Annotated in this window: 20 protein-coding genes and 2 pseudogenes; 13 read left to right on the top strand and 9 right to left on the bottom strand. The window is 71.8% G+C overall.

Going from position 1 to position 24,172, the window contains the following annotated elements:
• Positions 1-122: 122 nt before the first annotated feature.
• On the bottom strand, positions 123-1,529 hold the full coding sequence (locus ACQEVC_RS31975) for a lyase family protein (protein ID WP_432885021.1): 1,407 nt from the start codon (positions 1,527-1,529) through the stop codon (positions 123-125).
• A 458-nt stretch (positions 1,530-1,987) separates the two neighbouring features.
• Between ACQEVC_RS31975 and ACQEVC_RS31970 the strand changes: the two genes are divergently transcribed.
• The 3 genes and pseudogenes from ACQEVC_RS31970 to ACQEVC_RS31960 form a co-directional block, all read left to right on the top strand.
• Positions 1,988-2,917, top strand: coding sequence for a helix-turn-helix transcriptional regulator (locus ACQEVC_RS31970; protein ID WP_432885018.1), 930 nt, complete (start codon positions 1,988-1,990; stop codon positions 2,915-2,917).
• 20 nt (positions 2,918-2,937) lie between these two features.
• A pseudogene (locus tag ACQEVC_RS31965) lies at positions 2,938-3,177 on the top strand (NAD(P)-binding domain-containing protein); the annotation flags it as partial.
• Positions 3,146-3,421, top strand: a pseudogene (locus tag ACQEVC_RS31960) (NAD-binding protein); the annotation flags it as partial. The pseudogenes ACQEVC_RS31965 and ACQEVC_RS31960, both read left to right, overlap by 32 nt.
• Before the next feature lie 16 nt (positions 3,422-3,437).
• Here ACQEVC_RS31960 and ACQEVC_RS31955 read toward each other — a convergent pair.
• Genes ACQEVC_RS31955 through ACQEVC_RS31945 form a run of 3 tightly spaced genes read right to left on the bottom strand, consistent with a single transcriptional unit; the run spans position 3,438 to position 6,717 of the window.
• Positions 3,438-4,985 carry a tripartite tricarboxylate transporter permease gene (locus tag ACQEVC_RS31955; RefSeq protein ID WP_432885015.1) on the bottom strand — a complete coding sequence of 516 codons (1,548 nt, stop codon included), beginning with the start codon at positions 4,983-4,985 and terminating at the stop codon, positions 3,438-3,440.
• Positions 4,982-5,629: a tripartite tricarboxylate transporter TctB family protein gene (locus ACQEVC_RS31950; protein WP_432885012.1), complete on the bottom strand. Its 648-nt coding sequence runs from the start codon at positions 5,627-5,629 to the stop codon at positions 4,982-4,984. The genes ACQEVC_RS31955 and ACQEVC_RS31950 overlap by 4 nt, the downstream gene beginning before the upstream one ends.
• Positions 5,629-6,717 carry a Bug family tripartite tricarboxylate transporter substrate binding protein gene (locus tag ACQEVC_RS31945; protein WP_432885009.1) on the bottom strand — a complete coding sequence of 363 codons (1,089 nt, stop codon included), beginning with the start codon at positions 6,715-6,717 and terminating at the stop codon, positions 5,629-5,631. Before ACQEVC_RS31945 ends, ACQEVC_RS31950 begins: the two co-directional genes overlap by 1 nt.
• A gap of 56 nt (positions 6,718-6,773) precedes the next feature.
• Between ACQEVC_RS31945 and ACQEVC_RS31940 the strand changes: the two genes are divergently transcribed.
• Together ACQEVC_RS31940 and ACQEVC_RS31935 are read left to right on the top strand one after the other, a co-directional pair.
• A complete protein-coding gene (locus tag ACQEVC_RS31940; protein WP_432885006.1) occupies positions 6,774-6,947 on the top strand; it encodes a hypothetical protein in 174 nt (57 codons plus the stop codon).
• 545 nt (positions 6,948-7,492) lie between these two features.
• Positions 7,493-8,788: a glycoside hydrolase domain-containing protein gene (locus tag ACQEVC_RS31935; RefSeq protein ID WP_432891813.1), complete on the top strand. Its 1,296-nt coding sequence runs from the start codon at positions 7,493-7,495 to the stop codon at positions 8,786-8,788.
• Between the two features lie 28 nt (positions 8,789-8,816).
• Here ACQEVC_RS31935 and ACQEVC_RS31930 read toward each other — a convergent pair whose 3' ends face one another.
• Positions 8,817-9,896 carry an NAD-dependent epimerase/dehydratase family protein gene (locus ACQEVC_RS31930; protein ID WP_432885004.1) on the bottom strand — a complete coding sequence of 360 codons (1,080 nt, stop codon included), beginning with the start codon at positions 9,894-9,896 and terminating at the stop codon, positions 8,817-8,819.
• A gap of 574 nt (positions 9,897-10,470) precedes the next feature.
• On the opposite strand from ACQEVC_RS31930, the gene ACQEVC_RS31925 reads away from it, so the two are divergent.
• The gene (locus tag ACQEVC_RS31925; protein WP_432885001.1) at positions 10,471-12,162 is read left to right on the top strand and encodes a cellulose binding domain-containing protein; all 1,692 of its coding nucleotides are present in this window, start codon (positions 10,471-10,473) and stop codon (positions 12,160-12,162) included.
• A gap of 155 nt (positions 12,163-12,317) precedes the next feature.
• Positions 12,318-13,004, top strand: a complete 687-nt coding sequence (locus ACQEVC_RS31920) for a glycoside hydrolase family 11 protein (protein WP_432884998.1) — start codon at positions 12,318-12,320, stop codon at positions 13,002-13,004.
• 36 nt (positions 13,005-13,040) lie between these two features.
• Here the strand turns inward: ACQEVC_RS31920 and ACQEVC_RS31915 are convergent, their stop codons facing one another.
• From ACQEVC_RS31915 to ACQEVC_RS31900, 4 genes are all read right to left on the bottom strand, one after another.
• Positions 13,041-13,748 carry a YceI family protein gene (locus tag ACQEVC_RS31915; protein WP_432891810.1) on the bottom strand — a complete coding sequence of 236 codons (708 nt, stop codon included), beginning with the start codon at positions 13,746-13,748 and terminating at the stop codon, positions 13,041-13,043.
• A 268-nt stretch (positions 13,749-14,016) separates the two neighbouring features.
• A complete protein-coding gene (locus ACQEVC_RS31910; RefSeq protein ID WP_432884996.1) occupies positions 14,017-15,444 on the bottom strand; it encodes a hypothetical protein in 1,428 nt (475 codons plus the stop codon).
• A 35-nt stretch (positions 15,445-15,479) separates the two neighbouring features.
• Entirely contained in the window at positions 15,480-16,646 is a 1,167-nt protein-coding gene (locus tag ACQEVC_RS31905; RefSeq protein WP_432884991.1) for a DUF5937 family protein, read from the bottom strand.
• A 27-nt stretch (positions 16,647-16,673) separates the two neighbouring features.
• Entirely contained in the window at positions 16,674-17,879 is a 1,206-nt protein-coding gene (locus ACQEVC_RS31900; protein ID WP_432884989.1) for an amidohydrolase, read from the bottom strand.
• 266 nt (positions 17,880-18,145) lie between these two features.
• Between ACQEVC_RS31900 and ACQEVC_RS31895 the strand changes: the two genes are divergently transcribed.
• From ACQEVC_RS31895 to ACQEVC_RS31870, 6 genes are all read left to right on the top strand, one after another.
• The gene (locus ACQEVC_RS31895; protein ID WP_432884987.1) at positions 18,146-18,943 is read left to right on the top strand and encodes an SAM-dependent methyltransferase; all 798 of its coding nucleotides are present in this window, start codon (positions 18,146-18,148) and stop codon (positions 18,941-18,943) included.
• A 134-nt stretch (positions 18,944-19,077) separates the two neighbouring features.
• A complete protein-coding gene (locus tag ACQEVC_RS31890; protein WP_432884984.1) occupies positions 19,078-20,163 on the top strand; it encodes a trypsin-like serine peptidase in 1,086 nt (361 codons plus the stop codon).
• Positions 20,163-20,582 carry a hypothetical protein gene (locus ACQEVC_RS31885; RefSeq protein ID WP_432884982.1) on the top strand — a complete coding sequence of 140 codons (420 nt, stop codon included), beginning with the start codon at positions 20,163-20,165 and terminating at the stop codon, positions 20,580-20,582. Before ACQEVC_RS31890 ends, ACQEVC_RS31885 begins: the two co-directional genes overlap by 1 nt.
• Positions 20,583-20,731: 149 nt before the next feature.
• The gene (locus ACQEVC_RS31880) at positions 20,732-21,727 is read left to right on the top strand and encodes an ABC transporter ATP-binding protein (RefSeq protein ID WP_432884979.1); all 996 of its coding nucleotides are present in this window, start codon (positions 20,732-20,734) and stop codon (positions 21,725-21,727) included.
• Positions 21,724-22,563 carry an ABC transporter permease gene (locus ACQEVC_RS31875; protein WP_432884977.1) on the top strand — a complete coding sequence of 280 codons (840 nt, stop codon included), beginning with the start codon at positions 21,724-21,726 and terminating at the stop codon, positions 22,561-22,563. The genes ACQEVC_RS31880 and ACQEVC_RS31875 overlap by 4 nt, the downstream gene beginning before the upstream one ends.
• A 27-nt stretch (positions 22,564-22,590) precedes the next feature.
• On the top strand, positions 22,591-24,108 hold the full coding sequence (locus ACQEVC_RS31870) for a sensor histidine kinase (protein WP_432884975.1): 1,518 nt from the start codon (positions 22,591-22,593) through the stop codon (positions 24,106-24,108).
• The last annotated feature ends 64 nt before the right edge of the window (positions 24,109-24,172 follow it).

The raw sequence follows: 24,172 nt of genomic DNA, 5'->3' as shown, positions 1-24,172 counted from the left end.
GGGTCCGCGGAGCCGCCTCCGCCCGGGCCGACGTGCTGGCCGCCAGCACCCCGCCGGCAGCGGCGGCGACATCCGCCGCCGCGCCGAACACCGTCCCTGTAGGGGCGACGAGCTAGCGCCGTTCAACGCCGTTCGCGGGCTAGTTCGCTAATGGCGATGTCGTGGACCTTCAGGGCGGGCGTCCGCTGCCAGGCGTTCACCGCGCGGGCGCAGTTCTGAACGGCCTGGCCGAGGTAGTCGTCGGCCGTGATGAGTGGATCGGGTACCAGGTGCAGCACGTTCTGCTCCTCGGCGACCTCACGCAGGCTGTGCGTCAGCGCGATGCCGCGTTGACGGGTCCGCGCAGCAGCTTCGTACACCAGCGCGTGCGCCCGGTCGTGGCCCATGGTCTCGGCGAGCCGCATCATCTGGGCCTCGGCCATGATGGTGCCGCCGCCCAGGAGCAGGTTCGTCCGCATGCGGTCGGCGTCGACGCGGAGACCACGCACCAGCGTCAACGCCTCACCGAGCGCGCTGCCGGCCAGGACGGCCAGTTGCGGGATGACGTGCCATTCGATTTGCCACTCGCCGGCCGCGCGTTCGTGGCCGGCTTCCTGCAGGCGTAGCAGCGACGAGCTCAGTGCCCCTGCTGCCCCGGACAGGCCGATGATGGCCTCGGAGGAGATCGGGTTCACCTTTTGCGGCATGGTCGAGGACGCGCCTCGGTGGGAGACATACGGCTCCGACACCTCGCCGATCTCGGTACGGGACAGGTCGACGACGTTACGGGCCAGCTTGGCGCACGCCGCCGTGATCGTCGCGCACAGCCAGCCGAACTCGGCGACACCGTCCCGATCGGCATGCCACGGCATCTCGGTGTCGTACAGATTCAGGCGTTCCGCCATGTCGGCGCGTATCTGGCCAGCGTGCTCGCCCAGGGCCGCCGAGGTCCCGCCCGCGCCGAAGAGCGAGACGACGGCGATCCGCGGATGCGCCTGTGCCAACCGTCGGCGATGCCGGGCGAACTGGGCAAGCAGCGTCGCCAAGGTGGCGCCGAAGGTGGTGGGCACAGCCTGCTGCGCGTGGGTCCGGGCGGCCATGACGGTGTGCGCGTACCGGTGCGTCTGCTCCGCGATGGCATCGCCGAGATCACCCAGCCGCCGATCCAGGGCCGAGAGCGAGCGAGAGAGCTGCAGAGCGAGCCCGGTATCCATGATGTCCTGTGTGGTGGCGCCGAAATGCACGCGTCCGGTGAGACTGTCCGACAGATTGCGCTCGATCTCCCGTACGAGTCCGACGATCGGGTATCCGACGGTCCGAGCCTTCGCCCACAGACGGTCGTGATCGATGTTGCCGGCGCATGCGGCGGCAACGATCGCCTCGGCGTCGGCGACCTCGATGACTCCGCTGGTGGCCTGACCGAGCGCCAGAGCCCGCTCGGCTGCCAGCCAGCTCTCCAGACAGCCGTCCGCCGCGAAGATGCCGAGCTGTTCTTGATCGCCCACGAGCTGGGTCAGCAGCGAGAACGGCGACCGAAACGGAACTGTCACCCCCTCATGATTGCCGTACCGAGGGAGTTTTGCTCACGGTTAGGTGACCTGTCGTCCCCACGTAGTGCTCCGCTTGGTGGATGTCCGGCATCTGCTCTGCGACGGCGTGGAATGCGTACCGTTTAGGGAGGGAAGCTATGTATGCCCTCAAGGAGGCATCTTATGCCATATCCCGCCTCCGGGCCCGCCACGTGGTTCGTCACCGGCGCCTCCCGCGGGGCTCGTCTCGAACTGGCCGGGCTGCGGGAGGCCGCCAAAGTTCGCCGGGCTGTATCCGCTGCGGGAGAACTGGTCAAGCAGCTCCTGGCGCGCGGCGACAACGCCGCAGCCACGACCCGCTTGGTCGAGCGGCTCGACGCGGCCCTCGGCTCCACGGACCCGTTCCCGCCGCTACCTGGGAACGACATGCCCACCCCGACCGTGGGCATCACACGACCAGTACGGCGATTATTGATGGCATGGCGGGACGTACAGATCTGGGTGACTTCTTGCGGAAGTGCCGGGCGGACACGACACCGGAAATCGCGGGCATTCCGGGCTATGCCGGCCAGACCGGACGACGGGTGCGTGGTCTACGTCGAGAGGAGGTGGCCCAACTCGCCGGGGTCAGCGTCGACTACTACACCCGATTGGAGCAGGGTCGGCACCGCAGCCCCTCCGAAGGAGTCCTCGACGCCCTGGGGCGGGTCTTCCAGCTCGACGCCGCCGCCCGCGCCCACCTCGCCGACCTGGCCCGACCGGTCCGGCGTCACGCCACGCCGATGCCGCCCCAGCGGGTCCGGCCCGCGATGCACCAGATGATCGCCTCGATGGACCTGCCAGCCTTCGTCGTCGGTCGCCGTACGGACGTCCTCGCATCGAACACGCTGGCGCGTGCGTTGCTCACCGACTGGACCCGCCTGCCGCCCCGGCATCGGAACTACACGCGTTGGGTGTTCCTCGACCCGGCCGCTCGGGAGGCATTCCTCAACTGGCCGACCGTGGCGGCCGAGGTGGTCGGCACGCTGCGGCTCTACGCCGGGCGGTTCCCCGACGACCCCCTGCTCAACGAGCTGGTCGGGGAGTTGACAATCAAGAGCCGGGAGTTTCGTACCTGGTGGAACGGTCACCAGGTGTACGAGCGTACGCACGGCACCAAGCACATGGTGCACCCCGCCGTCGGGCCGATCACCATTCAGTACGAGGCACTGGCCCTGCCCGGTGACGAGGAGCAGACGCTGTTCATCTACACCACCGCCCCCGGCAGCACCTCGCATGACAACCTACGCCTACTCGCCCTCTGGGCGAACCAGCAGCAGACGAACACCACACCGTCCGGCAACACCCCGGCACCCGAGACGCCCGACCGTGCTTCACTCAACACCGGCAACATGACCGACCCCGCCTGACGGGCTTGCCGGAGGCACACGTGGAACAGCGCCCGGTCACCCTGCTCGGCACGGGCAGGATGGGCGCCGCCATGGTCACTCGCTGGACCGCTGCCGGCCGCGAAGTCGTCGTATGGAACCGCACAGTCGCGGGCGCGCGTGCGCTGAGCGGCCCGGCCGTACACACTCAGACCGACGTTACGGCCGCAGTGACGGGCGCACCGGTAGTGGTGACGGGCCCGACCGACGGTGCCGCGGTACGGTCGGTACTGCTCGACCGCGGCGCGCTCCCTGCAGGCATTCGCCGAGGCCACGGTCATGGCCGAGGCGTCCGGCGTACCGCGCGAAGTGCTGCTGGACGCGCTCGGCACCACCGTCATCGCCAGCCCGTTCCTGGCATGCAAGTCCACGGCGCTACGCAATCGGGACTACCGGGCCACGTTCACCACTTCTGGAATCGTCAAGGATCTCGACCTGGCCGTTGGCCTGGGCGCCGCGCACGGCGCGCCGATGCCGGTGACCGCCCAGATACAAGGTCCTACTAGTCGTCCTCGCCGAAGGCGAGCCGCCGCGCGGTGGCCGGCCGGCCGCGTAGCCGGGCGACGATCCGGGGCAGGAACGGCACCAGCACCGCCACCACGACCAGCCCGAGCAGTACGGCGGTGAGCGGCCGGGTCACGAAGACGCTCAGGTCCCCGTTGGAGAGCACCAGCGTACGGCGGAACTGGAGTTCCATCATCGGCCCGAGGATGGCGCCGAGGATGACCGGTGCGATCGGGAACTCGAAGTGCCGCATGAAGAACCCGACCACCCCGATCCCGTACGCGATCAGCACCTGGGTCACGCTGTTGGTGGCCGCGTAGACGCCGAGGGTGGCGAAGACCAGGATGCCGGCGTAGAGGATCGGCCGGGGGATCTGGAGCACCTTCACCCAGAGCCGGATCAGCGGCAGGTTCAGCAGGAGCAGCAGTACGTTGCCGACGTAGAGCGAGGCGATCAGCGCCCAGACCAGCTCCGGGGACTTGTCGAAGAGCTGCGGCCCCGGCTGCACGTTGAAGATCTGGAACGCCGCCAGCATCACCGCCGCGGTCGCCGAGGTGGGGATGCCGAGGGTGAGCAGCGGCACGAGTACCCCGGAGAAGGCCGCGTTGTTCGCCGCCTCCGGCCCGGCGACCCCCTCGATCGCCCCCTTGCCGAACTCGGCCTTGTTCTTCGCCCGGTGCCGCTCGTAGGTGTAGGAGAGGAAGGTCGGGATGTCGGCGCCGCCGGAGGGCAGCGCGCCGAACGGGAAGCCGACGGCGGTGCCGCGCAGCCACGGCCGCCACGACCGCGCCCAGTCCTGTCGGCTCAGCCAGCCGAAGCCGCCCCGGGCCGGTTCGAGCGGGGTGACCCGGTCGGGCAACTGTCCGAGCCGGCTCGCGACGTAGAGCGTCTCGCCGATGGCGAAGAGCCCGACGATGATCACCACAACGTCGATGCCGTCCAGCAGTTCCAGGGTGCCGAAGCTGAACCGGGCCTGCCCGGTCAGCTCGTCGAGCCCGACCAGGCCGAGGAGGAGGCCGAGGCAGAGCGAGATCAGGCCACGGACCAGCGAGCGGCCGACCAGGGCGGTGACCGCCACCATCGCCAGCAGGGTCAGCGCGAAGTAGTCCGCCGCGCGGAACTCGACCGCGAGCGCGGCCACCGGCTTGGCGAAGAGGGTCAGCAGCAGCGTCGAGATGGTGCCGGCGACGAACGAGCCGATCGCCGCCGTCGCCAGTGCCGCCCTGGCCCGGCCGCGCCGGGCCATCTGGTACCCCTCGATCGCGGTCGCCACCGAGGCGGACTCGCCCGGGGTGTTCAGCAGGATCGAGGTGGTGGAGCCGCCGTACATGGCGCCGTAGTAGATGCCGGCGAACATGATGAACGTGCCGATCGGGTCGTCCAGGTTGAAGGTGACCGGCAGCAGCAGGGCGATGGTCAGCGCCGGGCCGATCCCGGGCAGCACCCCGACGAAGGTGCCCAGGGTGACGCCGATCGCCGCGTAGAGCAGGTACTGCGGCTCCAGGACGGTGCCGAAGCCGCCGAGCAGGTCGCCGAAGACGTTCACAGCGGCAACACCCCGGCCGGCAGCGTGATGTCGAGTCCCCGGGTGAAGCCGTAGTAGACGCCGACCGCGAGCGGCACACCGACCGCGACGTCCCGGAGCCAGTGCCGGCTGCCGAGGATCCGGGCACAGGCCACGAAGAAGAGCGCCGAGGCGAGCACGAAGCCGGCCGGGTCGAGCAGCAGCACGTAGCCGAGCAGCGCCGCGCTGAGCAGCACCGGCGGAAGCCAGCGTACGTCCGCCGCCGGCTCGGCGTTCCGCTCGGTCGCGCCGGTCTGCTCGGCTGTGTCGGTCTGCTCGGCTGTGCCGGTCCGTCCCGCGGTGGCGTCCTGGTCGGTGGTGGGTTCGTCGAGGGTGCCGGGGGAGGGGTCCGGGCCCAGGGTGCCGGTCGGCTCGACCCGGGCCGGTGTGCGGAACTGGGTGAGCAGATACCACCCGGCCAGCACCACCCAGCCGGTCGTCACCACCAGCGGGGCCAGCCACGGCCCGGAGACCGAGTAGTCCCCGCCGGCGGCCCGGTACGCCGTCCAGAACAGGAACAGCCCGCCCGCCAGCAGCACGGCCCCGAGGATCCGGGCTCCCCGGGGCGCCGGGACGGGGGCGGCCGGCTCGACCGCCCCCGTCCCGGTCTGCGACTCCGACGGCATCAGCCGGCCAGTCCGATCTCGGTCAGGACCTCGGTGATCCGCTTGCTCTCCTGCTCGAAGTACGCCTCCGCCTCGTCGCCGCTGCGGTAGAAGTCATCCCACTTCTGCGCGGCGAGGGTCTGCTTCCACTGCTCCGAGGCGTGCAGCTTGTCGACCAGTTCGATGATGGCGGCCCGCTCGCCGTCGGAGATGTCCGGTGCGGCGACGAGGCCGCGCCAGTTCATCAGCTCGACGTCGTACCCGGACTCCTTGATGGTGGGGGCGGGCTTGCCGGCACCGACGTCGATGCCGGTGGCGCCGGAGACCGCGAGGGCCCGGACCTGGCCACCGGCGACCAGGTCGGCGTACTCGCTGGCGCCGGAGACCGCCGCGGTGAGGTCACCGGAGAGCAGCGCGGCCTTCGACTCGCCGCCGCCGGAGTAGGCGACGTACTTCATCGCCTTCGGATCGGCGCCGGCCGCCTTGGCGAGCAGTCCGACCAGGATCTGGTCGGTGCCACCGGCGGAGCCGCCACCCCAGTTGATCGATGCCGGGTTGGCCTTGGCGTCGGCCATCAACTGCTGCAGGGTGGCGTACTTCGAGTTCGCCGGTACGACGATGACCTCCTGCTCGGCGGTGAGCGTCGCGATCGGGGTGGTCTGCCCGAGGTTGACCGGGGACTTGTTGGTCAGTACGCCGCCGATCATCACCAGGCCGGTCACCATCAGGTGGTGTGCGTCGCCCCGGTTCTTCGTCACCAGTTGGGACAGGCCGAGGGTGCCGCCCGCACCGGTCACATTGGTCACCTCGACCGACTCGGTGACCAGCTTGCCGTCGGTCAGCGTCTTCTGTAGTGCGCGGGCGGTGCTGTCCCAGCCGCCGCCGGGCGCGGCCGGCGCCATCAACTGGATCGTCCGGGTCGGATACTTCACGGCCGCGGCATCGCCGCCTCCGCCGTCGTTGCGGCCACAGCCGACCGCGGCGAGCGCGATCAGCGGTACGCAGGCGAGCGCCGTGACCCGCCGCCGGCCACCCGTACCCCGCCCCGGGGCGCCCGGCGGGCGGGGGCCGCCCCGGAGCCGGTCCGGCGCGTTCCGAAGGTCTGTCATCGGTCTCTCCTCGACATGCGCAGCCGTTGCCGCAGCGTTACCGCTGGGTTGCGTAGATGCTTCCGGTCGAGGTGACGGCCGTCACTGTTACGGTCATGGAGTTCGTTGTGGTCTTTGTGGTCCCACGTGTCGGAGCGGCGGTCGGTCTCGATCGCCTGCGCCACTCCGGGGCGGCCGTTGCTGTCCGGGCGGCCTGGACCGGCGTCCGCGTCGACGTCGACAGCCCGTGAGGCCAGCGCACCGCATAAACGCCACCGAACCCACCAAAGCACTACTAGCGGTCGGCGTCGATGTCTGGTAAGAATTTTCCAAATATCGCGGCTTCGGGTAAGGATTTCTCCAGGAGGCTCGGATGAAGAGAACCATGGCGGGCCTGACCGGCCTCGCGGCCGTGGTCGCCGGCTCGACGATGGCGGTCATGCCGGCCCGGGCCGGCCTCGTCGAGGGCCCGATCGCGCCCGAGGGCAGCCGGACGGTGAGCTACCAGGGCTACCGGGTCGCCGTGCCGGAGAGCTGGCAGGTCGTCGACCTCGCCGCCCGACCGCACGCCTGCGTCCGGTTCGACCGCCCCGCCGTCTACCTCGGCCATCCGGGCGACCAGTCCGAGTGTCCCGCCCGACTCGTCGGGCGGACCGCAGGGCTGCTCCTCGAACCGATCGACGCCCGCTCGGCGGACCGGCTGCCGACCGCCGCCACCACGGCGGCCGGCGCGGCGACCGTGGCCGCGCCGCTGTCCCGGGACGACGCGATCCAGGTCGCGGTCCGGGACGCGGGCGTGCTCGTCACCGCCGTGCACACGCCGCTGACCGAGGGCCTCGTCCGACGGATCCTCGCCGCCGCGACCCTCGGACCGGACGCGGTGCCGCTGACATCCTCCGCCCTCGGGTCGCTGACCCGACCCGCCGCTGCGGTCGCGCCGCTGGCGGCGGCCGGCCCGCAACCCGGTACCTTCCTGGGCCGGGGCTTCGACACCTGCGCCGCCCCGTCCCAGTCCACCATGAACGCCTGGCGGGCCAGCTCGCCGTACCGGGCCGTCGGGATCTACATCAGCGGTGCCAGCCGCTCGTGCTCCCAACCCAACCTGACCGCGACCTGGGTGACCAACCAGACCAACAACGGTTGGCGCCTGATCCCCATCGAACTCGACCGCCAGGCGCCCTGCGGCACCCGGACGCCGAAGATGTCCAGCGACCCGGCCACGGCGCGATCCCAGGGCGCCAGCCGGGCGACCAGCGCGGTGAACGCCGCACAGGCCCTCGGCATCCTCGCCGGCAGCACGATCTACAACGACATCGAGCACTACCCGTCGAACGCGTCGTGCAAGGCCGCCGTGCTGTCGTACCTGTCCGGCTGGACGGAACGGCTGCACGCGCTCGGCTACCTCTCGGGGATGTACTCCAGCGGCTCGTCCGGGGTCGCGGACCTGTGCGGCGCGTACAACGACCCGGCCTACACCCGAGTGGACCAGCTCTGGTTCGCCTGGTGGAACGGCGCGGCGAACCTCGACGCCGGCCCGTACTGCCCGGCGGAGTACTACGCCGACCACCAACGGCTGCACCAGTACGCCGGTGACGTCTACGAGACCTGGGGCGGGGTGCAGATCCGGATCGACCGTAACTATCTCGACGTCTCCGCCGACGGTGGCGGCGGCCAGCCGCCGGTCTGGAGCAGCATCGTCGACAACAGCACCGCCGGCCGGTTCACCGCCAGCGCCAACTGGGGAACGTCCACCTACTCCAGCCAGCGGTACGGCGCCGACTACCGCTTCGCCGACCCCGTCCTGGCCAGCGACGTCGCGTGGTACAGGGTGAACGTCCCGGAGACGGCCAGCTACGAGGTCTCGGTCTGGTACGCGGCCAACCCGGACTACAACGACTCCACCCCGTTCGTCGTCGCCAGCACGAGCGGCAACCAGACCGTACGGGTGAACCAGCGCCTCACCGGTGGCCAGTGGGTGTCACTCGGCGTCTTCACGCTGGCCGCCGGGGACGGCGACCGGGTGGGTGTGAGCCGGTGGACCAGCGGCACCGGCTACGTCGTCGCCGACGCGGTCCGGGTCACCCGGGTCTGAGGGGCTGGCAGGTTCCGCCGGGTCCCGGTCAGGGGCGCTCGCCCACGCCGGTGCCGGCCTCGGCGAGCCGGCCACCGTTCAGCCGGGGCGTCAACGGTGCCGTCGGCATCCCACCGGTGGTGCGTAGTCCGTGCAGGAACTCCTCGATCGCCTCGCGGGCGGTGTACCGGGGTGTCCAGCCCAATTCGGTCCTGGCCCGGGTGGTGTCCATGGCCGGCAGCCGGAGCACCGCGTCGAGCAGGTGCGGGGAGGCCGGCACCAGGTGCAGGTGCCAGGCCAGCGCGAGGGCGGCCCGGACCGGTCCGGACGGCAGCCGTACCGGGCGGGCCCGCAGGATGTCGGCGAGCAGCCGCCCGTCGACGACCGGCTCGGCGGCCACGTTGAACGCCCCGCGCACGTCGCGCAGCACCGCCAGCCGGTACGCCTCGGCGGCGTCCGCCGAGTGCAGGGCCTGGAACCGCAGCCCCGGCAGGTCGGGGAGCACCGGTACGAGCCCCGGCCGCACCAGCCGGCCCGGCAGCAGCGGGCCGGTGAAGAGTCGACGCTGCTGGCTGGCGGCTTCCCGCTTGAAGATGAACCCGGGCCGCAGCCGTACCACCCGCATCTCCGGATGCCGCCGCTCGAAGGCGTCGAGGGCCCGCTCCAGGTACGCCTTCTCCCGGGTGTATCCGGCGGTGGGCCAGCCGTCGGTCGGCCAGCTCTCGTCCACCGGTCGGTCCTTCGGCCCCGGCGAGTACGCCCCGACCGAGGAGGCGTACACCAGCGCCGGTACGCCGGCCCGGGCCGCTGCGGCGAAGACCCGCCGCCCGCCGACGGCGTTGACCCGCCAGGTGGTCAGCGGTCGGTGCGTGGGCTGGAAGAGCCAGGCGAGGTGCACCACCGCGTCGGCGCCGTCGAAGATCTCGACGAGGTCGGCGGCGACGATGTCCGCCTCGGCCCACTCGGTCTTCGGGGCCCGCCACCGGGGTGGCCGCCGCGCCACCCCGACGATCGTGCCGACCGCCGGGTCCCGGCCGAGCGCCTCGACGAGACTCGTCCCCACGTTGCCGGTCGCGCCGACCACCACCACCCGCAGCCCCGACCCGGTGCCGCCCCGTACCGCCGTCACCGGTCGGCCCCGCCGTCCCGGCCGCCGGCGACCCGCCGTACACCGATGATCCGCCGACCGTGTCGGCACCCGGCCACCCGAACGTTCATGGCGGTAGCCGTTCCCGCGCGGCGGGCGGGTAAACGTCGATCGCGCCGACAAACCGGAGATCCGGCGGGCAGCAAGCGGACCCTGGAGGATTTTCCGTGGCGGAGGCGAGCACGGCGGTCGGGCGTCGGTGCTGGCGCCCGGGACCCGGGGTGGCCGCACCCCCTCCCCACCGATGCGATATACATCTACCTGCATCAATTCCGATTTCGACCGGACCGGCCGATACGCGTTGACAGTCCCGACCCGGCCAGTAACATAGATGTAAATCAATCGATGGTGATACACCGGCACCCCCGCCGGGGTCACCCGCCCGGCCGCTCCGGTGACCCGCGCGGCTCGCGCCCGCCACCGGACGGGCAGGCCCCGGTCCCCGCCGTCCGGCACACCCGCCTGCCGGGGTCCACGTTCCCCGTCGATCCACCCACCATCGTTCGGAGGACCAGCAATGCGCCTACACCGTCCCCGGTCCCGGCTGTGGTCAGCCGTGACCGTGGCAGCCGTGGTCGTCGCCAGCGGAGCGGCGATCACCGTCGCCGGACCCGCGGCGGCTGCCGCCGGCTGCGGCGTCACCTACACGGTCGGCTCGCAATGGCAGGGCGGCTTCACCGCGACGGTCACCGTCACCAACGTCGGCGACTCGATCAGCTCCTGGACGCTCACCTGGAGCTACGACGCCGGCCAGCGGGTCACCCAGGCATGGAACAGCACCGTGTCGCAGAGCGGTAGCCAGGTCACCGCCCGCAACGCCACCTACAACGGCAGCATTGCCACCGGAGCGAGCGTCTCGTTCGGCTTCAACGGGTCCTGGAACGGCAGCAACCCCGCGCCGACCAGCTTCGCCGTGAACGGCACCGCCTGCACCGGGGCCCCCGGCCCCAACCCCACCACCGGACCGACGACGCCACCCAACACCCCACCGCCGACCTCGGCGCCGCCGCCCGGCAACCCCACCTGGGGCACCGCCCTGCCGCCGGCGGGAGCGGAGACCAGCCGGGCGTACGACCTGATCGCCACGGCCAACGAGAAGGGGTACCTGCCGAGGTCCGGCGAGTGCTCTGTCGAGATCCACGCCCGCTACTGGACGTACGGCCCCGACGGCAAGGTCTATCCGACCTGGCATCCGACCCGGGATCCCAGTGGCTGTAACTTCGGTCACGAACACGGTGACGACCCGCGCAACTCGGACCTGTACAGCACCGTCGGCTGGCCCGCCTTCGGCTACACCAGCGAGGTGATGCTGGACAACATGCCGGAGAACAGCCACCGGCACGAGGACCACGTCGGGCACAAGGTGCTCTCGGTCAACAACACCAACGTGATCCAGGGTGACAACGGCACCAGCTTCTTCCCGCCGCAGGGCACCACGATCGCCGTCTGCGACACCCTGCTCAAGTTCCACCAGGGCACCCACTCGCCGGACGCGTTCAGCAACAACGTCCACGAGCTGCTCTTCAACCAGCGCTGCACGGCGAGCAACGGTGGCCAGGTCACCGAGGCCCGGTACAACGCGATGATCCCGCTCGGCCGGGCCGGCGGCTTCAGCCCGAGCGAATGCCCGGGCTTCGGCGGCGCGTTCATCAACGTCGCGCCCCCGGTGCCGGCGGACTCGCCGTCGGACACCCGCTCGCTGGGCCGGCTGATCACCGAGCCGGGCTGTGTGCAGGCGATCCGCGAGGGCCGCACCCACTACGACCCGCTCTACCCCAACCCGGTGCCGTTCACCGTCTCCGACATGGACGACTTCTGGTTCTCCGACTTCCAGGTGACGGGGTCCGGGCTGAACTTCCGCCTCGCACCGCTGTTCTACGTGGTCAACCCGTCCCGCTACTACGACCCGACCAAGCCGAACAACCTGGGCCGGATCGTGGACCTGTGCTACACGGACCTCGCGGGCGGCGACTACTGCAACCAGGCCCGGCAGGCCGGACAGAACCTCGCCTGGGACGACCCGCGCTCGCCGTTCAAGGGCACCCTGCGGGAGTTCCGGCCGGGCACCTTCCAGGTGCAGAACAGCGGCCCGACCACGGTCTACACCGACGTGTACGGCCGGAACGCCTCCAGCACGCCGTTCGCCGGCTCCATCCAGCAGTACTTCTCCGGTAACCAGTCGTCGACCATGTACGTCCGTGGTGCGACCAGGGACTGGGCTGCCAACGGGGTGCACGCCCCGAACTGACGGCAGCACCAACCGGTCCGGGCCCGTGGCGGATCCGTCCGTCGCGGGCCCGGACCGTATCGGCCGGCAGTTTTTGGCAGTTCTCGACAACCGCCGATCCGACGACCCGGCCGCTCACCAGCCTCCACATCGGGAAGCGTAACGAGGAGAGAAGTATGGCCCTGAACAATGCCCCCACCAACCCGATCACGCGCAGGAGCTTCGTCCTCGGCGCCGGCGCCTTGGGGCTGGTCACGGCCACAACCATGCTGCACGGAACTGCCAACGCCGCGACGACCATCACCACGACCCAAACCGGCATGGAGGACGGCTACTACTATTCGTTCTGGACCGATGGCGGTGGATCGGTCTCGATGACTTTGGACTCCGGTGGAAGTTACCGCACGTCATGGACCAACTGCGGGAGTTTCGTCTGTGGTAAGGGCTGGAGCAGCGGCGGGCGCAGGAGCGTGAGCTACTCCGGCAGCTTCAACACCTCCGACGGCTATCTGGCTCTCCAAGGGTGGACGTCCAACCCACTCGTGGAGTACATCATCGTCGACAACTGGGGCGACTACCGGCCCATAGGCATTCGCAGGGGCGCAGTCACCAGCGACGGCGGCACGTACGACATCTACCTGACGATGCGATACAACGCTGCCTCCGTCGAGGGCATCACGACGTTCCCTCGGTTCTGGAGTGTCCGGCAGTCGAAGAGGAGCAGCGGGACCATAACCACGGGCAACCACTTTGACGCGTGGGCCAACAATGGCATGAACCTGGGCAGTTTCCGCTACTATATGATCCTCGCAACGGAGGGGTACCAGAGCACCGGACACTCGAATCTGACGGTGGGCGACTAAGCCATCATCGCCCAAGCGGTTCGGGTTGAAAAAGGTTCACTCACCGGCGTACCCGGCCCGTGGCCCAATGCGCGGTCCGGACTGCCGGATGGCCTCGCCGGCGATCTCGATCCGTACGCTCTTTCCGACCAGCACGCCGCCGCTTTCCAGGGCCACGTTCCAGACCAGTCCGTAGTCCTCACGCTCGATCTCGGCGGTCGCGCTGAACCCGAAGATGTCCTGGCCGTACGGGTCGCGCCGGGCGCCGCCGAACTCCACCTGGAGGTCCACGGGTCGGGTGATCCCCTTGACGGTCAGCTCTCCGGTCAGCACGAACCGGCCGGACGTCCGGTCAGCCTGCGCCGGCACGGTGACCTCGCTGCGTCGACCCGGGCGCTGGCTACGCAGCCGGGCCCAGTAGAAGATCGAATCATTCCGGTCCGGCTGCCACCTGATCCCCGTGCTGCGGTACTCGAGGGTGGGGTACCGCAGCACGTCGAGGAAGTCGGCGCTGCTCAGGTGCTTGTCCCGGTCGGCGTTGCCGGTGCCGATGCTGGCCGTCCGGATCGTCGCGGTCACCGAGGATTCCAACGGGTCCGGTTCGACGAGGATCTGCGCGGTCGCCTCGCCGAACTCACCGCGTACCGGGCTCACCATCATGTGCCGGGCGAGGAACCCGACCCGCTTGTGCGCGGGGTCGAGGAGGTAGGTGCCGGGTGCCGGAATCGTCATGCCCTGCCAGGAGCGTGTGGCGGTGCCGGTCATGCTGGTGCTTCCCCCCGGACGGCTGCTGCGCGGTGCGGTGATCTTCCCGCTCACCGGTTTCACAGGGTAGTCAGAAGACCGGCATTCCCTTCCTGACCTGGGAGGCGCCCGTGATGATCGTCACCTTCGGTAGCAGCGGCGCCCTCACTGGCGCACCCGGGTGGCCGGCGCCACGGGGCGACCGCGTCGGCCGGGCAGGTCGCCGGCTACTCCTCCCGCAGCCGGGGCGTGACCGGCCGGTACGCCCTCGGGACATCGGGGTCGCCGGCTACTCCCGGGGCGTGACCGGCCGGAACGCCGCGGGGGCGCCGGGGTCGCCGGCACGCCGCGATCGGTACCCGGGCACCCCCACGCAGGTGAACAGCAGCGCCGCAAGATCCTCGGGCTCGCCGAGCAGCCCGGGTATCTCCGTGTCGACGAAGGTCATGCCGCTGGCGCTGGCCCCGAGGGCGTACGCCGCGAGGTGCAGCCGCCCCTCCACCAGGCCGGCGGCCAACTGCGCGTCGCGGTAGCCACGGTCGTCCAGCCCGGCCAGCGGCGTCGCCGCGATGACGACGTACGCCGCGTCGCCGGCGAGGCCCTGGTCGAGGCAGACCCGCAGCAACTCGGCACGGTGGTCACCGGCGCGCACCGGACGCTCCAGGTCCGGCCACCGGTAGATCCCCGGGGACAGCCCGTCGACACCGTGCACGGCCACCCAGTGCGGCACCTCGACACCGCGCAGTGCCGCCCGCAGGGGCCAGTCCAGCAGCGCGCGGGGCAGCGTCCGGCGCCGGTCCATCCGGCGCTGCGAGCCGCGCCGCCGGACCACCTCGTCCACGGACTCCGCCGCCGGTACGTCCGGCAGCTCCGGCCCCTCCGGCCAGGCCGGGCCGAGGTCGTCACGCTCGCCCGCGCGTTGCGCGGCGGTGCAGAGCGGCAGTTCGACCGGCGGCAGTTCACCGGCGGCGGCCGGACCGGTGGGTGCCACCGCGGGCTCGCCGTCCCCGAGACAGAGCAGAGCGAGCGGGTATTCGTGTATCCCGTCGGCGCCGACCAGCGTCCGCAGCCGCGCGTCCGGAAACCGGCTGTGCAGCCGCGGCCGCAGCCCGGCGCTCGCCGCCCCCGCGCCGAGTTGCGAGAGCAGCGTGCCGGCGTCCCAGTAGAGGTGCCGCCAGCCCCGCTCGGCGTAGCGCCAGCCCGTCCGCCACGGCACACCCGTGACGACCAGTGTGCTGGTGCCGCCCTCGGCCGCCGGGCCGACCCGCACCAGGGCGTGCTCGCGCCCGTCGTACCAGTGGACTCCGTCGGGGATGCCGGCCACGCCCCGGGTACTGGCGTAGACCTCGAGCGGGAAGCGCCCGCCCGCCGAGCCGGACGCCCGGAACGGCACCGTGACCCCGTCGCGCTCGGCGACCCGGACCACCCCGGCGCCGAGAAAGAGCACCCGGCCCAGTTGTGCGGCGTCCAGCGGCTGTGCCGGAGCCGGCTGCCCGGCCAGCACCGAGGTCGCGGAGACCCCCGGATCCGGCAGCTCGCGCGGCAGCGGCACGGCGGGCAGCCCGTGGTACGCCTTCATCGGTGGCGGCCGGGTGCCGGGATCGTTCGGCACGAGGTCGTGCCGGACCCGCGGGTCGTCGACGGGCACGTCCCAGCGCCGGCCCGGCTCGTACGACGTCAGCCGGTGCAGCAGCCCGGCGCCCGATTCCAGATCCACCGCCCCATCCTCGCAGGGTCCGCCCCCGGGTGACCTCAGTACTGCAATGCCGTCGCCACGTCCCGCCCGATGCGTTCGACCGCCGTGAGGTCGAGCCCGTAGAGCACGTAGCGACCGTGCCGTTCCACCCGCACCAGTCCCAGGTCGCGCAGGACCCGCAGATGGCGGGAGACCTGGGGCCGGGTCATCGACAGCCGGTCCGCCAGGTCGGCGGTGGTCATCGCCTGCCGGGCGATCAGCCGGCACAGGCGTACCCGACGCGGGTCGGTGAGGGCCAGCAGGCGGCTGCGGGCCAGGGTGACGCCGACCTCCGGCGCCTCGACCGGAAAGTGCACCACCGGCGGCAGCCCCGGCTCGTTCTTCACCAGCAGGTGCGGTGCGCCGTACCGGGTGGGGATGAGCAGGACCGGCGTACAGGACGGCCTGATCACCGCGTGGTGCACCTTGTCGAAGACGACCCGGGCCGGCCCGGTCGACGGGGTGGCCGTCCGCGCGGTGGACGGGCTCAGTCCGACCAGGGCGGCCGCCGGACCCTCGTCGGCCAGGCGCTGGCGCACCCGGTGCGCGGCCCGGGTGAGGAGGGGCTCGGTCTCGGCCCAGAGGTCGCCGAAGTAGACCCGGTGGCACAGGCCGAGGAAGTCGAGTACGTCGGCGCGGAGCGCCTCGGGGTCCCGCAACAGGTCCTCGGCGAGCCTGAGGTGCGGCTCCGGCAGCCGGGACGCGGCCTGCCGCAGCGCACTGGCCTGGGTCGGGTCGTGCAGCACCCGGCCGAAGTCGAAGCCGTGGTAGCCGCTGGCGCAGGTGAACGCGGTGAGTTCGGCGAACCGGTGCAGTGAACCTCTTTCAACCTCCCCTTGCGGTCCGTCGGAGCGCGAGGTCGGACGCGGTGTGTGAGGGCCGCGCGGTCCAGGTTGAGAAAGGTGCAGTGGGAGCCGGGTCAGCGGCGCGGCCGGTGCTGCCGTGCCGAGCCCGGGATAGAAGGCCCGCCAGCGCAGCGCGGTCCACAGTGGTGCGAACCGCAGTAGCCCGGCCCGGAAGGCGGGCGGGGCGGCCCGGGAGACCTCGGCCGCCCAGGACGCGTGCTCGGGATGGTGGAGGTGGCCGGTCAGCACGTGCAGGCTCGCCGCCAGCTCGGCCAGCGGTGACACGACGACGGGAAATCGGTCGGGGCCCACCCCCGCCAGGAGGATCACAACCGACATGGCGGTGAGTGTATGGTCGGCAACTCGTCAGGCCCGCACCTCGGCCTGCGCGGCGAACTCCGCCCGCGCCGCCGCCAGCAACTCCGCCCGGGTGAGCAGCTCGGCGACCACCCGGGCCAGTCCGGTCGCCGCGATCTGGGTGCGGTCGTGCGCGAAGGGCGTCGCCGCCGCCTCGCGCATCGCCGCCGAGTGGCTCGGCGTGCCGGGTTCGGCGATCTGGATGTACGGGTGGATGACCGGCAGCAGCCCGGAGAGGTTGCCGATGTCGGAGGAGCCCGCCGGGCCGGCCGGGTCACCGGGCAGGATCTCCACCCCGAGCGCCCGTACCGCCGCACCGAACCGCTCGGCGAGCACCGTGTTGTTGCGGCGTTCGGCGTACATCGGGCCGGTCTCGTGGAGCGCCGCGGCCGTCCCGGTGGCCAGCGCCGCGCCGTCGGCCGCGTTACGGACCCGCTCGACCAGCGCCTCGACCGAGGTTGCCGTCCGGTCCCGGACGTACAGGTCCACGGCGGCGTGCACCGGTACGACGTTCGGGGCCGCGCCGCCGTCCGAGACGATGCCGTGCAGCCGTACGGTGGGCGGCACGAACTGGCGCATCGCGTCGACCGCCTGGAGGAACAGTTGGGCTCCGGCCAGCGCGCTGCGGCCCAGCCAGGGGGAGATCGACGCGTGCGCGCTGGTCCCGGTGAAGGCGACCCGCAGGTGCGCCGCGGCCAGTCCGGGGCGGGCGGTCAGCGAACGGTCGCCGGGATGGAACATCAGTGCCGCGTCGACGCCGTCGAAGACCCCGGCCTCGGCCAGCCGGACCTTGCCGGCGCCACCCATCTCCTCACCGGGAGTGCCGAGCACCGCGACGGTGCCCGGATGATCGGGCAGCGCGCGGACGACCGCGATCGCCGCCGCGGCGGCACCAGCCGCGATGAGGTTGTGGCCGCAGCCGTGCCCGAGGCCGGGCAGCGCGTCGTACTCGGCGAGAACCGCGACGTACGGGCCGGGCCGGCTGCCCCGGTGCTCGGCCGCGAACGCGGTCTCCAGCCCGCCCAGTGGCGCCCGCACCGTGAAGCCCGACTCGGCGAGCCAGGCGGCCAGCAGCTTCCGGGCGTGGAACTCGGTGAACTTCAGCTCCGGCCGCGCGTGGATGGCGAGGCTGACCGCCTCCATCCGGGGCCGGAGCGCGGTGAGGGCGGTGGAGAGGATCTCCAGCGCGGGGCTTGCGGTGGACACGGTGGACATGGCGACTCCCGTCGTACCGGGTGATGGGGCGGCGCGCGTCGGAGCAGTGCCGCGCCCTCAGGTACTCCGAGACTGCGGCCGCCCGGGCGCGGGCGGCCGCGGATTGCCGCGGCGGAGGTAACCGTCGCCGGAGGGCCGGGCGGCTCGCCCGCGCCCCCGACTCCGGCGGCGTGGTGAAAAAACTCGCAACCGCCTCGCGGGTACGATGTCGATCTCGTTGCGCACCGTCTTCGCACCCGATGGTCCCCTCACATTGGAGCCTGGCCATGGCCGACCTGGATCCCGAACTCGCTGCCAGGTTGCAGTTCGAGGTGCCGCACGCGGCGCGGATCTGGAACTACTGGATGGGCGGCAAGGACAACTTCCAGGCCGACCGGGCCGCCGGGGCCGCCGTCGCGGAGGTCTACCCGGAGATCGTCGTCATGGCCCGGCAGTCCCGGCGCTTCCTCATCCGGGCCGTGCGCTTCCTGGCCGCCGAGGCGGGCGTCCGGCAGTTCCTCGACGTCGGCACGGGCCTGCCCACCATGCAGAACACCCACGAGGTCGCCCAGCAGATCGCGCCGGAGTCCCGGATCGTCTACGTCGACAACGACCCGATGGTGCTGGTGCACGCCCGCGCCCTGCTGGCCAGCACCACCTCCGAGGGGCTGACCAACTACGTGCACGCCGACTACCACGATCCGGAGAGGATCCTCGCCAAGGCGGCCGAGGCGCTCGACTTCCGGAAGCCGGTCGCGGTGATGTTCATGGGCGTACTGGGCTACGAGCCCGACCTGGACGTCGTACGCTCCATCGTGGGCCGGATACTGGAACCCGCCGTCTCCGGCAGCCACCTGGTGCTGTGGGACGGCAGCGACACCAGCCCGGCGGTGGTCGACGGCGCCGACAAGCTGGTGGAGAGCGGCGGAGCTCCCTACATCCTGCGCAGCCCCGAGCAGCTCGCGAGCTGCTTCGAGGGCCTGACCATGGTGGAACCCGGCCTGGTGCCGATCACGCAGTGGCGCCCGGACGACTCCGAGGCCGAGCAGATCGACGCCTACGGCGCCGTGGCCCGCAAGCCCTGACCGACGTTCCGGCGGCCCGGGGGAGTTTTCCGACACTGCCGTTCTGGCGACAGAACAATATGAACGTTCCTCGATAGCTTCGGTGTGGCACTCGAGAGCCGGTCCTGATTTGCTTCGCATCAGATGGGACATCCATGCGACTACGACCATCTCTTCGGACCACCACCGCGACGATCGTCATCCTGGCCGCCACCGTCCTGTCGTCGACGCTGACGACGGCGGGCGCCGCGGCCGCACCCGTGGACCCGGCCGGGGTCAGCTCGACGTCGGTCAAGCTCAGCCCGGAGGCCGCCGCGCTGGGCAGCACTCCGGAGATCGCTCTCGCCCGGTTCTGGACGAAGGAGCGCATCGCGGCGGCCAGGCCGGCCGACAACGGCGTCTCGCTCGCCGAACTCCGCAAGACCGCGCAGAGTTCCGTACTCGGTGAGACCACCGTGGCCGGTCTGCCGCCGCGCGCCGCCGCGACCAACCTGCACGGCCAGTCCGGTGCCGGGCCGGCCAAGGCCGCCCGGGGCGACGCGTCCGTGATGGCGGGCCCGACCGGTACCTCCTGGCCGTGGCGGCACGACTTCGTGTCGCTGACCAACGGCAAGGTGCTCTACGAGCACAACGGAGGGCTCTGGCACTGCTCGGGCGTGGTCGTCAGCAGCGAGGCCCGCAACACCGTGTTCACCGCGGGACACTGCGTGCACGAAGGCTCCGGCGGTGGCTGGCAGAACACCAACTGGACCTTCATCCCGGACTACTACTACGGGGACCGGCCGCTCGGCACCTGGACCGCCCGGGAGTTGTGGTCGCTCAACGGCTGGATCAACGACGGCGACCGGGCGTACGACGTCGGGGTCGCGGTGATGCACCTGAACGCCGGGCAGCGGCTCGCCGACGTCACCGGCAGCCAGGGCATCCGGATCAACGGCCCGTCGACCCCGTCGGTGTGGCACTTCGGGTTCCCGCTGAACTCCCCGTTCGACGGCGAGGATCTGATCACCTGCGACGGCGCGACGTCGCTCCGGTACGTCCTCTGGGGCGACCTCAAGCTGGCCTGCACCATCCAGGGCGGTGGCAGTGGCGGCGCCTGGTTGGCCGACTTCAACGGCGACTCGGGCTACACGATCAGCGTCAACAGTTACCACGTCGGCAACGACCTGACGCAGATCTACGGGCCGTACTTCGGTGACGGGGTCTCGAACCTCTACGCTGCGGTGCGTAACCTGAGCTGATGCGTTCCGTACGCCGCCGGGTTGCCGCCATGGTCGTGCTCTCGACCGTGGCGGCAACGCCGGCGGCGTGCGCGGGTGCGGACCGCGGCGGCGGCGGGCCGGCCTCGTCCCGGGTGGTTCCGGCGCTGAGCCTCACCCTGGAGCGCAGTCCGGCGCCCGGCGACCGCGAACTGCGGATCCGGGTGGCGATGTCGGCGCTGGCCGACGGCATCGACCGGGTCGACCAGCGCCGCGACGGCGACCAGGTGGGCCTGCTGGTCTGGGTGCGGGAACGGGCCCCGGGCCCGGCCGAGGAGGTGCCGAACTCGGCGCGGGTCGAGAGCACCGCCGTACCGCTCGACGCGCCGGTCGGCAGCGCCCGGGTGGTCGACCTGTCCACCCAGCCACCGCGACCGGTCCCGGTGGTCCCGGCCGGCTGACCCTCGGTGCCCGCCGGCAGCGGCACCCGGCGGCTGCCGTCGCCGCGCTGCTCGACTGACATTCGTCACGGGTGCGACCGGGTGCCCCGCACGGAAAGCGGTGATCGGTGGCACTGCCGCCGGTGACCGGTGGCCCGAAGAATCGAGCCATGAACCAGACGATGACGGCCATCGACCCGGGACTCGCGCCGCCCGACCCGACCGTCGTCCAGGTCAGCGACCTACGACGACGGTACGGCGGCAGCGGCGGCTTCGAGGCGGTGCGCGGGGTCTCCTTCTCGGTCGGCCAGGGTGAACTGTTCGCGCTGCTCGGCACGAACGGTGCGGGCAAGACCTCCACCCTGGAACTGGTCGAGGGGCTGGACCGGCCCAGCGGCGGCACGGTCCGGGTCTTCGGGCGGGACCCGTACCGGGACCGGGCGGCGGTCCGGCCGCGCACCGGGGTGATGCTCCAGGAGGGCGGCTTTCCCGCCGACCTGACCGTGGCGGAGACCGCCCGGATGTGGGCCGGTACGCTGCCCGAACCGCAACCGGTCGACCGGGTGCTGGAGCTGGTGGACCTGCGCCACCGGGCGCGTACCCAGGTGAAGCAGCTCTCCGGCGGTGAGCGGCGCCGGCTCGATCTGGCGATGGCCATCCTGGGTCGGCCGGACGTGCTCTTCCTCGACGAGCCGACCACCGGGCTGGACCCGGAGAGCCGGCACAACACCTGGCAGTTGGTCCGGGCGTTGCTCGTCGACGGCCTCACGGTCCTGCTCACCACGCACTATCTCGCGGAGGCGGCGGAACTCGCCGACCGGCTGGCGATCATGCACCGGGGCCGGATCGTCACGGCCGGTACCGTCGCCGAGGTGGTGGCCGCGCACCCGGCCCGGATCAGCTTCGCGCTGCCGGACGGGCTCGACCCGGCGGAGCTGCCGGCGCTGCCCGGGGCCCAGCCGCCGCCGGCCGGTGCGCCGGCCGCGCCCAGCGGCCGGCTGACCCTCTACACCGACGCGCTGCAACCCGCGCTGACCACGCTGCTGGGCTGGGCCAACGGGCGCGGCCTCGACCTGGCCGGGCTGGACGCCCGGTCCGCGTCCCTGGAGGAGGCGTTCCTCGCGGTGGCGCATTCCGGTGGATCGGTCGAGGAGGAGGTCCGATGACGGCACCGGCGAAGGCGACCAGCGGCGGCGGCCTCGTCCGGCGGCTCGGGTTCGGCCGGGCGAGCCTGCGCCGGATCGGCGCGCTCGGCCGGGCGGAGCTGGTCCTGCTGCTACGCAACAGGACCGCCGCGACCACCGCGCTGCTGTTGCCGCTGGCCACGGTGGGGCTCTTCTCGACCTTCCTCAGCGGCGACGGGCACGTCTCCACCGGAGCGCTGCTCGCCACCGGCATGTTCGGCTTCGTCCTGCTCTACGTCGTCTACTACAACCTGGTGACCACCTACGTCGCCCGGCGCGAGGAGCGGGTGCTCAAGCGGCTGCGTACCGGAGTGGTCACCGACGGCGAGATCCTGGTCGGCACGGCGGTCCCGGCCCTGGTGCTAGCCCTGGCCCAGGTGGTGCTCACCGTCGTCGCGGCGACGGTCTTCTTCGACCTGCCGGTGCCGGTCAACCTTCCGCTGCTGCTCGTCGCGGTACTGGCCGGCGGTGCCGTCTTCGTCCTGCTCGCGGCCGCGTCGTCGGGCTTCACCAGGACGGTGGAGACCGCACAGATCACCACGATGCCGGTGCTGATCCTGTCGATGATCGGGTCGGGCTTCACCGGATCGGTGGATTCGCTCCCGGACGGGGTCGCCAGACTGTTCCAGATGCTGCCGCTTACTCCGGTGCTCGAACTGGTCCGGCTCGGCTGGGTCGGCACCACCGGCGCCGAGGCGCCGCGCGACTTCGTCGGCGTACTGGCCGAGGCGGGGCGACCGGCGCTGATCATACTGTTGTGGCTGGCCGTCGGTGTCTCGGCGACCCGCCGCTGGTTCCGCTGGGACACGCGACGCTAGCCCAGGTCGGACGCAGGGAGGTCCCGGATGCGTGAGCTGGTCGGCTGGTGGACCGGACGCGGCCAGCCCGAGCGGTTCGACCTGGTCACCCGGGCCAGCCTCTATCTGGTCCTGCTGACCGAGCCGATCGCGCTGTTCAACGCGACCGGTGCAGGCTGGCCGGCGGCCGGCCGGATCGCGGTACTCGGGTTCGGCACCGCACACATGGTGCTCTGCCTGCTCGCCGTACGGGCCGGGGTCGACCATTTCCTCGGCCGCCGGGACCGTCCCACCCGGCTGGTCGTGGCGGCGGGGTGGCTGACCCTGGTCACCATCCTCGCCGCCGAGGTGACCAACGCCCTGACGGGCGCGCAGCCCGGCTCCGCCGGGTGGACGTTGCCGGTGACGGTGCTGGTCTCGTGCTACTTCCTCGGCGCGCTCTGCACCGTGGCCCCACCCCGGTACGCCTTCGGCGGAGCCGGCGGGCTCGTCCTCGTGGTGCTGCTGATCGGTCTGGTCGACGGGGCGTCGGCCGATCTCCTGCGCTCGTCGGTCTGGATGCTGAGCTTCGGCTTCGTCGTCCTGTTTTCCACCTTCCGGTGCTCGCTCTGGATGCTCGGCGTGCTCTGGGAACTGAAGCGGTCCCGGGGCAACCAGGTCCGGTTGGCGGTGGCCGAGGAACGGCTGCGGTTCGCCCGGGACCTGCACGACGTACTCGGCCGGAACCTGGCGGTGGTGGCGTTGAAGAGCGAACTGGCCGCGCAGTTGGCGAAGCGGGACCGGCCCCGGGCCGTGGAGGAGATGCTGGAGGTGCGCCGGATCGCGCAGGACTCGCTGACCGAGGTACGCGAGGTCGTCCGGGGTTACCGCGCCGCCGACCTGGACGCGGAACTGGCCGGCGCCCGTGCCGTGCTCACCTCGGCGGGGGTGCGGTGCTGGGTGCTGGGGGAGGGGCACGACCTGAGCCCGCAGGCGCAGAGCGCGCTCGGCTGGGTGGTCCGGGAGGGCACCACCAACGTGTTGCGGCACAGCGAGGCGCTGACCTGCACCGTCTCGGTGCGCCGGGGCCGGCCGGCGGCCGACGGAGCCGGAGCAGCCGACGGAGCCGGAGCAGCCGACGGCGACCGTTCCCGGTACGCCCCCGACCCGCCGGACGGCGCGTGCCTGGTGACCCTGGTCATGGAGAACGACGGCGTACGTCCCGGCGGCCCGCTGGTGTTCGGCAACGGCCTGCTCGGGCTCAGCGAGCGGCTGGCGCCGCTCGGCGGTCGGGTGACCGCCACCCGACCGGGCCGGGACCGGTTCCGGCTGACCGCACAGTTACCGCTGACGGCAGCGGCGCCGCCGCCCGGCGAGGCGGGCTCCGGTGCGGTGTCCGGCGGTGGGCCGTTCGGGGGTGCGCCGTCCGGCGAGGCGGGCTCCGGTGCGGTGTCCGGCGGTGGGCCGTTCGGGGGTGCGCCGTCCGGCGAGGCGGGCTCCGGTGCGGTGTCCGGCGGTGCGCCGTCCGGCGGGGCCCCGTCCCGGGAGGAGCCCGACTCCGTCCCGGCACAGCGGAGCCGATCGTGACCGGCCGGCCAGGACCGCCGGAGCCGGAGCCCGTCGCGCGGGACGGCGAACGGATCGGGGCCGG

Source organism: Plantactinospora sp. CA-294935 (assembly GCF_050936445.1).
In the GTDB taxonomy this organism is placed as follows: domain Bacteria; phylum Actinomycetota; class Actinomycetes; order Mycobacteriales; family Micromonosporaceae; genus Plantactinospora.
The sequence above is the reverse complement of the archived record's forward strand: the minus strand, read 5'-3'. Positions and strand labels throughout refer to the sequence as shown.